The 13,416-nt window shown below is 68.7% G+C and carries 15 protein-coding genes; 9 read left to right on the forward strand and 6 right to left on the reverse strand.

The features are described from left to right. Nucleotides 1–330: 330 nt before the first annotated feature. From EL337_RS11090 to EL337_RS11100, 3 genes are read right to left on the reverse strand one after another with little or no spacing between them, the layout of a single operon-like run. Nucleotides 331–1,203: an SAM-dependent methyltransferase gene (locus EL337_RS11090; RefSeq protein WP_048634703.1), complete on the reverse strand. Its 873-nt coding sequence runs from the start codon at nt 1,201–1,203 to the stop codon at nt 331–333. After that, the gene (locus EL337_RS11095) at nt 1,200–2,018 is read right to left on the reverse strand and encodes a mycofactocin-coupled SDR family oxidoreductase (protein ID WP_048634704.1); all 819 of its coding nucleotides are present in this window, start codon (nt 2,016–2,018) and stop codon (nt 1,200–1,202) included. The genes EL337_RS11090 and EL337_RS11095 overlap by 4 nt, the downstream gene beginning before the upstream one ends. Before the next feature lie 33 nt (nt 2,019–2,051). Beyond that, nucleotides 2,052–2,366 (reverse strand): putative quinol monooxygenase, encoded by a 315-nt coding sequence (locus EL337_RS11100; RefSeq protein ID WP_048634705.1) that lies wholly within the window; start codon nt 2,364–2,366, stop codon nt 2,052–2,054. A 200-nt stretch (nt 2,367–2,566) separates the two neighbouring features. Here EL337_RS11100 and EL337_RS11105 point away from each other — a divergent pair, with 200 nt between their 5' ends. Then, a complete protein-coding gene (locus EL337_RS11105; RefSeq protein ID WP_109860214.1) occupies nt 2,567–5,095 on the forward strand; it encodes a DNA translocase FtsK in 2,529 nt (842 codons plus the stop codon). Nucleotides 5,096–5,097: 2 nt separating this feature from the next. On the opposite strand, the gene EL337_RS11110 is transcribed toward EL337_RS11105, so the two are convergent. Next, nucleotides 5,098–6,153 carry a class I SAM-dependent methyltransferase gene (locus EL337_RS11110; RefSeq protein WP_048634707.1) on the reverse strand — a complete coding sequence of 352 codons (1,056 nt, stop codon included), beginning with the start codon at nt 6,151–6,153 and terminating at the stop codon, nt 5,098–5,100. A 90-nt stretch (nt 6,154–6,243) separates the two neighbouring features. Between EL337_RS11110 and EL337_RS11115 the strand changes: the two genes are divergently transcribed. Continuing rightward, on the forward strand, nt 6,244–7,110 hold the full coding sequence (locus EL337_RS11115) for a UbiA family prenyltransferase (RefSeq protein WP_048634708.1): 867 nt from the start codon (nt 6,244–6,246) through the stop codon (nt 7,108–7,110). After that, entirely contained in the window at nt 7,097–8,170 is a 1,074-nt protein-coding gene (locus EL337_RS11120) for a type III polyketide synthase (RefSeq protein ID WP_048634709.1), read from the forward strand. Before EL337_RS11115 ends, EL337_RS11120 begins: the two co-directional genes overlap by 14 nt. A 9-nt stretch (nt 8,171–8,179) precedes the next feature. Here EL337_RS11120 and EL337_RS11125 read toward each other — a convergent pair whose 3' ends face one another. Then, nucleotides 8,180–8,701, reverse strand: a complete 522-nt coding sequence (locus tag EL337_RS11125; RefSeq protein WP_048634710.1) for an amino-acid N-acetyltransferase — start codon at nt 8,699–8,701, stop codon at nt 8,180–8,182. A gap of 43 nt (nt 8,702–8,744) precedes the next feature. On the opposite strand from EL337_RS11125, the gene pgsA reads away from it, so the two are divergent. From pgsA to pspM, 4 genes are all read left to right on the forward strand, one after another. Beyond that, nucleotides 8,745–9,329, forward strand: a complete 585-nt coding sequence (gene pgsA, locus EL337_RS11130; protein WP_048634757.1) for a CDP-diacylglycerol--glycerol-3-phosphate 3-phosphatidyltransferase — start codon at nt 8,745–8,747, stop codon at nt 9,327–9,329. Nucleotides 9,330–9,430: 101 nt separating this feature from the next. Continuing rightward, on the forward strand, nt 9,431–9,763 hold the full coding sequence (clgR, locus tag EL337_RS11135; RefSeq protein ID WP_048634711.1) for a transcriptional regulator ClgR: 333 nt from the start codon (nt 9,431–9,433) through the stop codon (nt 9,761–9,763). A 106-nt stretch (nt 9,764–9,869) separates the two neighbouring features. Beyond that, on the forward strand, nt 9,870–10,694 hold the full coding sequence (gene pspA / locus EL337_RS11140; protein ID WP_048634712.1) for a phage shock protein PspA: 825 nt from the start codon (nt 9,870–9,872) through the stop codon (nt 10,692–10,694). A gap of 17 nt (nt 10,695–10,711) precedes the next feature. After that, on the forward strand, nt 10,712–11,530 hold the full coding sequence (gene pspM, locus EL337_RS11145; RefSeq protein WP_048634713.1) for a phage shock envelope stress response protein PspM: 819 nt from the start codon (nt 10,712–10,714) through the stop codon (nt 11,528–11,530). 12 nt (nt 11,531–11,542) lie between these two features. Here pspM and EL337_RS11150 read toward each other — a convergent pair whose 3' ends face one another. Continuing rightward, nucleotides 11,543–11,995 carry a limonene-1,2-epoxide hydrolase family protein gene (locus EL337_RS11150; protein WP_048634714.1) on the reverse strand — a complete coding sequence of 151 codons (453 nt, stop codon included), beginning with the start codon at nt 11,993–11,995 and terminating at the stop codon, nt 11,543–11,545. 43 nt (nt 11,996–12,038) lie between these two features. Between EL337_RS11150 and EL337_RS11155 the strand changes: the two genes are divergently transcribed. Next, nucleotides 12,039–13,211 (forward strand): glycosyltransferase, encoded by a 1,173-nt coding sequence (locus EL337_RS11155; protein WP_048634715.1) that lies wholly within the window; start codon nt 12,039–12,041, stop codon nt 13,209–13,211. A gap of 9 nt (nt 13,212–13,220) precedes the next feature. Beyond that, complete coding sequence (locus tag EL337_RS11160; protein ID WP_048634716.1) at nt 13,221–13,415, forward strand: DUF3046 domain-containing protein; 195 nt, start codon at nt 13,221–13,223, stop codon at nt 13,413–13,415. Nucleotide 13,416 lies beyond the last annotated feature (1 nt).

The following is a 13,416-nucleotide window of genomic DNA, read 5'->3' on the forward strand; positions in this document are numbered from 1 at the left end:
CGCGCCCGATCGCCAGAACAAGACCAGCGCAGTCGTCGCGCGCCCTAATTTGCTCACCGCGGGCGGACCGGCTGCGACCGAGGTCCGAATTCAGGTCTGATGCCTGAAAGGGAGTCGGAACCCGATCACCGCCGACAACCGCCCGACACCGCGATCCTACGCGATCAGCCCATGTGGCACCGCAGATCCCCGCGCGCTGACCGCTCGCCGGCCAGCCGGCGCAGAAGTCGTCGCGGTTCCCGCGCCCCGACACCCACGGCGGGGGACAGCCCGGTGGCGGCACGTGAGTCGAGTTTGCGGACCCTCGGATGGGCGCTGCCGACACCTCGCTCAGCGCTCGGCGAAGACCGTCCACTCGACAGCGGATGCGGCCACATCCCGACCGGTGGGGCGGATGTAGAGGTCGCGGAAGTAACTCGGACCGGCCTGCTCGACCAGACGCCAGCCGTATCCGGCCAGCAGGTCGGCGACCTGCTCGGGCACCAGTCCGGACTTCCACACCTGCCGACTCGTCCGGAACCGGCGGTACAACCGGTCGGCTCCATAGGTGTTGGAGCCGTCGATGAAGTCCTGCCGGACGTAGGTGAAGACCAGGCGACTGCCTGGCGCGATGTCGCGCAGCTGCGCCAGCGTCGAGCGCACTGCGTCCGGGGTGAGGTACTGGGTGACGCCTTCCCAGATCACGAACGCTCGGTGATCGCGGTGGTACCCGTGGGATTCCAGCGCCGGTATCAGCGGGTCGTGCTCGAAGTCGACGGGGACGAGATGTACCGACGCGGGCGGCGTGCCGAGCACGCGGCGCAGTACCGCCGCCTTGCGGTCGATGTTGACCTGCTGATCCACCTCGAAGACCGGCAGATCACTGTGGCGGGCGATCCGGCTGGCCCGGGTATCCAGACCTGCGCCCAGCACGATCACGGTGTCGGTGTCATTCAGCGGGTCCGACAGCCGTTCGTCGATGAACCGCTTGCGACACACGATGCTTGCCCACAGGCCCGGCGCGGAGCGTTCGGAGGCGGCCATCACCGCTCGGCGCAGCGCGGCTGAGCGGGTCAGGGAGACCAGGAACCGAAAACGGCCGGGCAGGAACGCTTCCGCGAGGTCATCGTCGACGAGGCGGCGCTGCGGTGGCTCGTTGTGCTCGATCGCCGCCAGCACGATCGGCCCATAGGCGGTCTGTGCGGCGGCATTTCGGGCACTCATCGCTTGTTGACGTACCCCGCGTCGACCGGCAGCGTGACCCCCGTGACGTAGCGGGCCGAGTCCGACACCAGCCAGTACACCGCGTTCGCGATGTCCTCGGGTTCCAGCGCCGAGACGGGCAGCGCGTTGCCCATGTCGGGACCACCGCCGGTCTCCTGTGCGAGCCCGCTCAACCAGGACCGGGTGAACTCGTTGTCGATCATCGGCGTGTTCACCGCTGCCGGATGTACCGAGTTGACCCGAATGCTGTACTGCGCAAGGAAATTGGCGTAGACCCGCATGATGCCCACGATGCCGTGCTTGGCCGCCGCATAGCCGACCGAACCCGCCACCGGCGCGCCGAGTCCGACCAGACCGGCCACCGAGCTGGTCAGCACGATCGACCCGCCGTTGCCGAACTTGACCATGGGTTTCATGGCGACGTCGATGGTGTTGTAGACGCCGGTGAGATTGACGTCGATGACGTCCTGCCACGCCTCCGCCGCCGCCATCGGCGCGATACCGGCGTTGGCGACCACGATGTCGAGGCGGTTGCCGAGCTTCTCGGTGCCATCCCGCACGGCGGACTTGACGGCGTCGCGGTCCCGGACATCGGCCTCGTAGGTGAGGATGCGCGCGCCGGTGTCCTCGACGAGTTTGACCGTCGCGGCCATGTCCTCGGCGGTGGCCAGCGGATAGGGGACCGACTCGATCTGGGCGCAGAGATCGAGGGCGATGATGTCGGCGCCTTCGGAGGCCAGTTTGACCGCGTGGGCGCGGCCCTGCCCCCGGGCGGCACCGGTGATGAAGGCGACCTTGCCGCTGAGTTCACCCATGGCTGTCTCTTGGCTTCCTCGCGCAAGCGCTCATTAGGGCCGCAACTGACCCTTGGCCGGGTCGCCCGCCACCACCGGCTGCATCACCTTGATGTCAGGAGCGCCGTCGAGGTGGTCGCCGATGGTGCCGAACAGCGCGCCGACCGCGGGTGCGGTGCTGTGGGTCTGCAGGGCGTCGGCGTCGGCCCACTGCTCCACGAACACGAACGTGCCGTCGGCCTCGTGCAGCGAGTACAGGTCGCAGCCGGGCTCGCCGTGCACGGCTTCGATGGCCTGCTTACATGCGTTGCGGACCGTGTCGACGGACTCGGGCTTGGCGGTCATGGTGGCGATGACGACGATCGGCATGCAGAAACTCCTCGATGAGTGTGACTGAACAGATGTCACCGTACTGTCTGGTTCGCGGCGTAGTCGATGCAGCCGAGGGGGTTCGGGCTGAGTTCCGCCGCAGCCGGGGTGCCGCAGCCGGTCCGAGTCCGGGTTGACACCTGCTTGTGACCTGTGTGGCAGATGGTGCATCTGAGGCAATTGCGACTAGGCTTACCGGCATGGCGAGTAAGACCGCGGCCCGATCTGTTGCCCGTCAGCCCAGGTCAAAGGCCCCTTCACGCGGTGGGGGACGGACCGCGCGGCCGTCGGCTCCGCGCCGCAAGCCAGCGAAACGCACTCCGTCGGCTGTCGCTTCGGCAGGCACCGCCGTCGGCAAAGGGGTGCGGGCCGGTTGGCTGATGGTGGCCAAAGGCGCCGGAAGCACCGCGCGGTCGGTGGGCCGGGCCCGGGAACTGGAACCCGGGCATCGACGCGACGGCATCGCATTGGCGTTGCTCGGCGCTGCTGTCGTCGTCGCGGCGAGCTCCTGGTTCGACGCGGCGCGGCCGGTGGGCGAATGGATCGACACCGTCGTGCGCGTGATCATCGGCTCCGCCGTGGTGCTGGTTCCGGTCGCGCTCGCCGCCGTCGGCGTCACGCTGATGCGCTCCGAACCGGACCCGGAGTCACGGCCCCGGCTGATCCTCGGCTCCGCGATGATCGGCCTGCCCGCTCTCGGACTGTGGCATCTGTGGTCGGGATCGCCGCAGGATCCGGTCGCACGTGAGCACGCCTCCGGTTTCCTCGGGTTCGCGATCGGCGGACCGCTCTCGGACGGCCTGACGGCGTGGATCGCTGCGCCCCTGCTGGCCATCGGTGTCCTGTTCGGCGTGCTGCTGGTGACCGGGACGACGATCCGCGAGGTGCCCTCGACCGTTCGGGACATGTTCACGACGCGCTGGCAGCGCGACTACGACGACGACGAGTACGACGACGAGTACGACGAGGACTACGACGACGCCGATCCCAGGGGTGCCGAAGATTTCTCGGACGGCTACTACGACGACGAGAACGGCTACGCCGACGACCAGGCACAGTCCTGGCCGTCGGCTACCCAACCGACGGTGCCGCTGGACCGTCCCGACGGACCGTCCGGGTCCCCGATGGACAACTACCCCGTCGACGAGGACGACGAGCTCACTGCGGCGCCACCGGCCCGGTCGCGGAAGAAGTCGCGCAAGGAGAAGGAGCCGGAGCTCTCGCTGGACCGAGTGGTCGAGGGTCCCTACGTCCTGCCGTCGCTGGATCTGCTGGTCGCCGGCGACCCACCGAAACTGCGCAGCGCGGCCAACGACAAGATGGTCGAGGTCATCCAGTCGGTACTGCAGCAGTTCAAGGTCGACGCGGCTGTCACGGGCTGCACCCGCGGCCCGACCGTGACCCGGTACGAGGTCGAACTCGGCCCCGGCGTCAAGGTCGAGAAAATCACTGCGCTGCAGAAGAACATCGCCTACGCAGTGGCCACCGAGAGCGTCCGGATGCTCTCACCGATCCCCGGCAAGTCGGCCGTCGGCATCGAGGTGCCCAACACCGACCGTGAGATGGTGCGCCTCGCCGATGTGCTGACCGCGCCGACCACCCGTCGCGATCACCATCCGCTGGTCATCGGCCTCGGCAAGGACATCGAGGGTGACTTCATCTCGGCGAACCTGGCCAAGATGCCGCACCTGCTGGTGGCGGGTTCCACCGGTTCCGGTAAGTCCAGCTTCGTCAACTCGATGCTGGTCTCGCTGCTGGCGCGGGCCACCCCAGAAGAGGTCAGGATGATCCTGATCGACCCGAAGATGGTGGAACTCACACCGTACGAAGGCATTCCACACCTGATCACCCCGATCGTGACGCAGCCGAAGAAGGCTGCCGCCGCGCTGGCGTGGCTGGTCGAGGAGATGGAGCAGCGCTACCAGGACATGCAGGCCAACCGGGTGCGCCACATCGACGTGTTCAACGAGAAGGTCCGCTCCGGTGAGATCACCGCACCACTGGGCAGCGAACGCGTCTACAAGCCGTATCCCTACATCCTGGCCATCGTCGACGAGCTCGCCGACCTGATGATGACCGCTCCGCGCGACGTCGAGGACGCGATCGTGCGGATCACGCAAAAGGCCCGTGCGGCAGGCATTCACCTCGTACTCGCGACCCAGCGTCCGTCGGTCGACGTCGTCACCGGTCTGATCAAGACCAACGTCCCGTCCCGGTTGTCGTTCGCCACCTCGTCGTTGACCGACAGCCGGGTGATCCTGGACCAGGCCGGCGCCGAGAAACTGATCGGCATGGGCGACGGACTGTTCCTGCCGATGGGCGCCAACAAGCCCATCCGCCTCCAGGGTGCCTACATCTCCGACGAGGAGATCCAGGCCGTCGTCGAGGCAACCAAGATGCAGGCCGAACCGGAATACTTCGAAGGCGTCACCACGGCCAAGCCGACCGGCGAGCGCACCGACGTCGACCCGGACATCGGCGACGACATGGACGTCTTCCTCCAGGCGGTCGAACTCGTGGTGTCCAGCCAGTTCGGCTCGACATCGATGCTGCAGCGCAAGCTCCGCGTCGGCTTCGCCAAGGCTGGTCGGCTGATGGACCTGATGGAGACTCGCCAGATCGTCGGGCCGTCAGAGGGATCCAAGGCGCGCGAGGTGCTGGTCAAGCCCGACGAATTGGCGGGAACGCTGGAGCTGATCCGTGGCGGGTCCGACGCCTCGGGGGAGTAGAGCTACTCCGAGGCCGCGACGGCCTTGGTGACCATATACATGGCCTGCCCAGGGATGCGCAGGATCGGGATCCGCTGCGGCACACCGAACCCCGCGTCGCGCAACCAGCTGTGCAGCTTCTCGGGAGGGTGGACCTGCGACCCCGAGCTGAGGTACATGAACAGACCCAGGACGTTCGCCTGAGCGGAGGACCGGCGGCTCGGTTCGGCGAAGGCGTCCATGACGGCCAGCGTCCCGCCGGGGGCCAGCGCGTCGCGGATCCGGCCGAACAGCTCGACGGTCTGCTCGGCCGTCAGGTGATGCAGAAGGTTGAAGCACAGCACCGCGTCGTACCCGCCGCCCAGATCGTCTGTCGTGGCATCGCCCTCCCGGTGCACCACGCGATCCGACATCCCCGCCGCCGCGATGATCTCCCGGCCTATCGCCGCGCTGCCCGGCAGGTCGAGCACGGTCGCAGTGAGCTGTGGATGCCGGCGACACAGTTGCGCGGAGTACCAGCCGTGGCCACCGCCGATGTCCAGCAATGTCCGTGAATCACGCGGCAGCCGAATCTTTTTCGCCACCTCGCCGGCGCTGAGCCGCGCGAGCTCCAGCTGTCCGCCGATGTAGCGCCGCCAGTACGGGTCACCGGGCGGTGCGTCGTGGTGTCCGGCGGGTCGTCCGGTGCGGGTCACCTCGTCCAGGTCCGACCACCAGGCCCAGTAGTCCGACGCGCCCGCCACGTACTGCGCGACCGACAGCGCGGACTCCGGGTCCAGCCAGCGCCGCGATCTGCGGGTGAGCCGGTAACGCCCGCGCCGCACGGTGACGTGGCCACCCGACCGAAGACAGTCCAGCAGCAGCCGGGTCGGCACAGGATCGAGACTCAGCTCGGCGGCGAGCTCCTCGGCGGTCGCGGGCCGCCGTGCGAGTCGGGCGGTGACACCGGTCTGTACCGCGGTGATGACGACCGCCGAGAGCGCCATCCCGCCCCATGCCTCGGCGGCGGCGGTCGGAACGATTCCGGCCCGCAGGGCGAGCCACTCGACGGGATTGGCGCCGCGCAGCGCAAGCCTCACCTTTTCACGACCTTCCGTCGCGGAATTTACTACCATGTCAACGGTCCATCTCAAGCCGATTCACGGTTTCTGCGGTGCCGGGGCGGAGACATGAGGCGAACCAGGGATCAGCGTCCACCGCCGGACAGCCCACCCAGCGTCACCCGCGCCGGGGCGTTGCTCGTCGCGGGTCATCCGGGACCGTCGCTGGCCATCACGGCGCTGGTCGCCCTGCTCGCGGTGCAGTCGGCCCCGCACGGCATCGGACCCGCCCTGACCGCTCCTGCCATGCTGGCCGGTCAACTGTCGATCGGCTGGTCCAACGACGCCGTCGATGCGCACCGGGACGCCGCCGCCGGCCGGACGGACAAGCCGGTGGCCACGGGAGCCGTCAGTGTGCAGGCGGTGTGGATCGCGGCCGTCGTCGCGCTGCTGGCGGCCCTGGCGATGGCACTGGCAATCAGCCTCACCACTGCGGTCATCCTGGCCGTGATCGTCGGCGCGGCCTGGGCCTACAACCTCGGGCTGAAATCGACCCCAGCATCCGGCCTGATGTACCTGCTCGGTTTCGGTCCCATACCGGCCTACGCGGCGAGCACGCTGCCGGGCCAACCGATACCCACCTGGTATGCCACCGCGGCGGCGGCGCTGGTCGGCCTCGGCGGCCACTTCGCCAACGTGCTGCCCGACCTTGTGACGGATCGGGCCGCCGGTGTCAACGGTCTGCCCCAGCTGGTGGACGCCCGGTGGGGCGCCGGGGCCGTACGCACAACGGCGCTGGTGCTGCTGCTGTCGGCATCGGTGCTTCTGGTGTTCGCCTCGCAACGCCGGTGGGTGGCGCTGGCAGGGTTGGGCGCCGCCGCGATGCTCGCGGCCGTGGGTGCCATCGGCAAGGGCCGGGTGCCGTTCGCGGCGGCGTTCGGCATCGCCGCGGTCGACGTCGTGGTTCTGGCCGTGGGTGGCTATGCCCAGACCTGAGGTCAGCCGGATCCTGGCGGTGCACTCCGAGTTCCCGGTGCATCGGTATCCGCAGGCGGAGCTGACGGAGAAGGTGGCCGAGCTCAGCGGTGTGACCCAGGACGAGCGCGTGCTGCTGAGGCGACTGCACGGCAAGGCGGGCGTGCAGTACCGGCACACGGCCCTGCCGCTGGCCGAGTACCGCGACGTGCGTGGAATCGAGCGCGCCAACGATCGCTACATCCAGGAGGCGGCCGACCTCGGGGAGCGTGCGCTGCGCGCAGCATTGGACGCGGCCGGGCTGACCGGACGCGACGTGGACCTGCTGATCGTCACGTCGGTGACAGGGGTGGCCGTGCCGTCGCTCGATGCCCGGCTGATCCCGCGGCTGGGACTGCGCCCCGACGTCAAACGACTGCCCGTGTTCGGGCTGGGCTGTGTCGCCGGCGCGGCGGCGCTGGCCCGGCTGCACGACTACCTGTTGGCCTGGCCCGACCATCACGCGGCGTTGCTTGCGGTGGAGCTCTGCTCGCTGAGCTGGCCCACGACCGACATCGAGACGGCGGATCTGGTGGTGACCGGCCTGTTCGGCGACGGCGCTGCGGCACTGGTGGCCACCGGCGGACCGGGTGCCGGCGGCCCGACGGTGGTCGCCACGCGCAGCGAGGTCTACCCCGACAGCGGCGACACGCTGGGCTGGCGTCTGGCTGCGGACGGTTTTCGCATCGTGTTGACCGCGGAGCTGGCAGACGTGGTCGAAGCGCGTCTGAGTGGCACCGTCACCTCTTTCCTGGCCGAGTACGGGCTCACCGTCGACGAGATCATCTGCTGGGTGTGCCACCCCGGCGGGCCGAAGGTGATCGACGCGATCCAGAACAGCCTCAAGCTGCCCGACAGCGCGGTGGAGTTGAGCAGGCGTTCGCTTGCCGAGGTGGGCAACCTGTCGTCGGCATCGGTGTTGCACATCCTGGAGAAGACCATGGACAAGGCCATCGCGGACCCGCCTCCGCCGGGATCTGCGGGCGTGATGATCGGGCTCGGTCCCGGGGTCAGTGTCGAACTCGTGCTGCTGCGGTGGTGAGGGTTCGGCCTAGAGCAACAACAGCATCCGGGTGTTGCCGAGGATGTTCGGCTTGACGTAGGACAGGTCGAGGAACTCGGCGACGCCGGTGTCGTACGAGCGGCACATCTCCTCGTAGACCTCCGCTGTCACCGGTGTTCCCTCGATCTCGCGGAAGCCGTGCCTGGCGAAGAACTCCTGCTCGAACGTGAGCACGAAGATCCGCTGCAGGTGCAGATCGGCGGCCACCGCGAGCAGGCGGTCCACGATCGCGTGGCCGACACCCCGACCCCGGACCTTGGGATGGACCGCGACGGTGCGCACCTCGCCGAGGTCCGACCACAGCACGTGCAGGGCGCCGCAGCCGATCAGCTCGCCCGACAACTCGGCCACCCAGAACTCCTGCACCGACTCGTACAGCGTCACCAGGTTCTTCTCCAGCAGGATCTTGCCTGCGTAGATGTCGACGAGCCCCTTGATGGCCGGCACATCGGATGTCCGGGCACGGCGCACGACGAGCTGATCGGCGGACGTGTCCGCATCTGCGCTCATGCTCGCCAAGGGTATCGGCACCGGCAACAAGTATTCTGTGGCGGTGCCGGGCCAACCACATACCGATCCTGTGGTTCCCCGTGCCCGGGTGGCGAATCTCGCCAACGCGCTCACCGGCTTCCGCATGGTCTTGGTCCCGGTGTTCCTGGTGGCGTTGTTCGTCGGAGACGGTCATGAAACCTTCTGGCGAATAACGGCATTCGCCATCTTCGCGGTGGCCGTGATCACCGACCACTTCGACGGTGCGCTCGCCCGCAGCTATGGGATGGTCACCGAGTTCGGCACGCTGGCCGACCCGATCGCCGACAAAGCCCTCATCGGCGCGGCCCTGGTCGGACTCTCGATGCTCGGCGACCTGCCGTGGTGGGTGACGGTCGTGATCCTGGTCCGCGAGCTCGGGGTAACCCTGCTGCGGCTGCTGGTGCTGCGCAGCGGCGTCATCCCCGCCAGCCGGGGCGGCAAGGTCAAGACCCTTGTGCAGGCCGTGGCCATCGGGCTCTTCATCATGCCGCTGTCCGGAACCTGGCTCACCGTCGCCTGGGGCGTCATGCTCGCCGCGGTGGTGCTGACCGTGCTCACCGGCATCGACTACTTCGTGTCCGCGGCCCGGGATTCCCGTCGGCGTTGAGGGTCGGCGTCAAGGGTGGCCTCAAGGGATGTGGCGACGTCGGGAACCATCCCGGCGACGTTGAGCGTTGGGCTATGTAGTCGAGCCAAGGAGGACGCGCGATGACCACACTGCTGCGCGAGGTGATCGGCGACGTGCTGCGTCGCGCCCGGGTCGAGCAGGGGCGCACCCTGCGTGAAGTGTCGGATTCGGCGCGGGTCAGCCTCGGCTATCTGTCCGAGGTGGAGCGCGGCCGCAAGGAGGCGTCCAGCGAGCTGCTCAGCGCCATCTGCGGGGCGCTGGATGTCCCGCTGTCGCGAGTTCTCTCGGAGGCGGGCGACGAGCTCGCGGTCGAGGAGTCCCGCGCCGCGGCGCCCGCACCGGCCGGCGCCGCCAACATCGACGCCATGACCAAGGTTGTCATTCCGCAGGTCGTGTCCATGGCGGTGGCCTGACCGGTTGACCGCGCAGGGGTGTGGCGATCTGCGCGAAACCGATAAGTTGGGTCAAGGTACTTCCGGGTACAGCCGACACAGACAGACACGAAGGCGGAATGAATTCATGGCCAATCCGTTCAGCAAGGCGTGGAAATACCTGATGGCGCTGTTCAGCTCCAAGGTCGACGAGTACGCCGATCCCAAGGTGCAGATCCAGCAGGCCATCGAGGAGGCTCAACGCCAGCACCAGGGGCTCACCCAGCAGGCGGCGCAGGTGATCGGCAATCAGCGTCAGCTGGAGATGCGCCTCAACCGTCAGCTCGCCGACATCGAGAAGCTGCAGGTCAACGTTCGCCAGGCGCTCACGCTCGCCGATCAGGCGACCGCAGCCGGTGATGCCGCCAAGGCCACCGAGTACACCAACGCAGCCGAGGCCTTCGCCGCACAGCTCGTGACCGCGGAGCAGAGCGTGGAGGACCTCAAGGGTCTGCACGACCAGGCGCTGCAGGCAGCGGGCCAGGCCAAGAAGGCCGTGGAGCAGAACGCGATGATGCTGCAGCAGAAGATCGCCGAGCGCACCAAGCTGCTGTCGCAGCTGGAGCAGGCCAAGATGCAGGAGCAGGTCAGTGCGTCGCTCCGCTCCATGAGCGAGCTTGCCGCGCCGGGCAGCACCCCCAGCCTCGACGAGGTGCGCGACAAGATCGAGCGCCGCTACGCCAATGCCATCGGCTCGGCTGAGCTGGCCCAGAACTCGGTACAGGGCCGGATGATGGAGGTGCAGTCGGCCAGCGTGCAGATGGCCGGGCATTCCCGTCTGGAGCAGATCCGCGCGTCGATGCGCGGTGAACAGTTGCCCGCCGGTGGTGGGACTGCTGCCGCCCCGGCCCAGAATCCCGCCACCCCAGCCGCCAATCCCAATCCCGCGCCGGAAAACCCACTGTCGCAATAAATGTCAGGGAGTAAGACGTGAGCACTCGGACCAGCCGACCGGAACGCTGGCGCTCGCTGGCCCAACGCGGCGTCGACACCGCCGCGGACTGGTCCGGCCTTGTGGCCGAGAAGCTCAGCGCGGCTGCCGATCCGCGGGCCAAGTTGCTCCGCAAACGGCGCTGGGCGTTGCGGCTGGGCGTGTTCTTCACGGTGTCGGCGCTGTTCTGGCTGGGCGTGACGGCGCTGCTGGCTTCGTGGAGCACCCCGGTGTGGGCGCTGTTCATTCCGTCGCCCATCGCCGTCGGGGCTGCATTCCTGGCCACGCTGGCGTTCCTGCGGTATCGCTGGCTGCGCGGGGAACCACTCCCGCCGCAGCGCACCCCGGCGGCGCGCAGGCTGCCCCCCTGGGGATCGGCGGCCAGGCAGCCGATGTCGGCCCTGGTGGCATCCGAACGTGGCCTGATCTCCCTGCTCGGCGTCATGGAGCGCGGTCAGATGCTGCCCGCCGGCGAACTGCTCGAACTGCGGGTCGCCGCCGAACACACCGCCGCGACCATGTCCGCCACCGCCAACGAGGTCGTCTCGATGGAGAAGGCCGTCAAGTCGGCGCCGCAGTCGCGGGCCTACCTGGCGCCCACGATCACCGCGTTCACCACCCAACTCGACCTCGGCGCCCGCCAGTACAACGAGATGGTCTCTGCGGCAGCGCAATTGGTGTCGGCAGCGAACTCCGGGTCAATGTCGAGTTCGCCGATGTCGCAGCGGCGCTACCGCGACCAACTCGGGATGGCCACCGACCGGCTGACGGGCTGGGCGCAGGCCTTCGACGAGTTGGGCCGGCTCAAGCAGGCCTGACGTCGGGGAGTTCTAGAGCCTCGGGTTCAGCGAGGGCACCACGATTCCGGCGAGCGCACGCAGCGGTGCCTTCACCATGACGTCGAAGAGATCGAAGTAGTCGCGCCACAGGGTGATCTGGCCGTCGCGGTTGATCTCGAAGACGCCGCAGACCCAGAACTGCAGGCGTACCGGGCCGAGGATGATCGCGTCGGTGCGCTCGGTCAGCACAGTGCCGCCCTCGCCGGCGACGCGGTGGAACTTCACCCCGAACCCGAACTTGCCCTCGCCCCCGCGCAGCAACTTCATGATCCTGCGGCGCCCGCGGATGGACGGGAGCCCGACGTTCTCCCAGACCAACTCGGGTGCGGCAAGTGATTCGACGGTGTCGAAGTCCTCGTCGGCGAGGGCGAACAGGAACCTCTGCACTGTGTCGGTGTGGTGGGCGATCGCGGTGGTCGCCGTCGGCAGTGCCTCATCAGTCATATCGCCGGAGCCTAACCGCAGACGCTGTGGCAGGGTAGCCCGCATGCGCGTTGCCGTGGTCGCGGGACCGGATCCGGGGCACGCGTTTCCGGCGCTGGCGTTGTGCCTGAAGTTTCTGGCTGCCGGTGACACCCCCACGCTGCTGACCGGCACGAAGTGGCTCGACGCGGCGCGCGCCGAAGGTGTCGACGCCGCCGAACTCCTCGGCCTGGATCCGACGGCGTTCGACGACGACACCGATTCCGGTGCCAAGCTTCACCGGCGTGCCGCGCGGATGGCAGTGCTGAACACGGACCTGATCGCGGGTCTCGATCCCGATCTGGTGATCTCCGATTCGATCACCACCTGCGGGGGACTGGCTGCCGATCTCCTCGGTCTGCCTTGGATCGAACTGAACACCCATCCGCTGTACCGGCCGTCCCGGGGTCTGCCGCCGCTGGGTAGCGGCCTGGCGCCGGGCACCGGCCTCCGTGGCCGGGTGCGCGACGCCGTGTTGCGGGCGCTGAGCGCGCGGTCGTGGCGGGCCGGCCTGCAGCAGCGGGCGCAGGCGCGTGTCGGGATCGGCCTGCCTGCCGACGATCCGGGCCCGGTGCGCCGCCTCATCGCGACGCTGCCTGCCCTGGAGGTGCCGCGGCCCGACTGGCCCGAGGAAGCGGTCGTGGTGGGCCCGCTGCACTACGAGCCCACCGCCACGGTGCTGACGCTGCCCCCGGGAGACGGCCCCGTCGTGGTCGTCGCACCGTCCACCGCGATGACGGGCGCGGCCGGGCTCACCGAACTCGCGCTGGCGACACTGACGCCGGGGGACGTACTGCCCGACGGCGCCCGGCTGGTGGTGTCGCGGCTGGAGGAGCCGGACTTCGAGGTGCCGCCCTGGGCGGTGGTCGGCCTGGGCCGCCAGGACGAGTTGCTGTCTCGGGCGGACCTGCTGATCTGCGGAGGCGGACACGGCACCGTCGCGAAATCGATGCTGGCGGGTGTGCCGATGGTGGTGGTCCCGGGCGGGGGAGACCAGTGGGAGATTGCGAATCGTGTTGTGCGCCAAGGCAGCGCGCAGCTAATTCGGCCGCTGACCGCCGATGCGCTGGCTGCGGCGGTACGGGAGGTCCTCGGTTCGCCGACCTATCGCGACGCGGCCCGGCGGGCCGGGGCCACCGCGGCGCAGGTGGCTGATCCGGTACGGGTGTGCCATGACGCGGTGGGCGCCTGCGCGTAGATTCGGCGTGTGCGGCTGACGGAATTCCATGAACTGGTCGAGGGACAGTTCGGTGCGATACGGGCGTCGTCGATGCTCGTCGACCATGTGCTGACCGCCCTGGGCGGCCGCACGCCGGCGCAGGCCATCGAGGACGGCGTCGATCCGCGGGACGTCTGGCGGGCGCTCTGCGCCGATTTCGATGTTCCCCGCAATCAGTGGTGAG

The organism is Mycolicibacterium aurum, from assembly GCF_900637195.1.
Taxonomy (GTDB): domain Bacteria; phylum Actinomycetota; class Actinomycetes; order Mycobacteriales; family Mycobacteriaceae; genus Mycobacterium; species Mycobacterium aurum.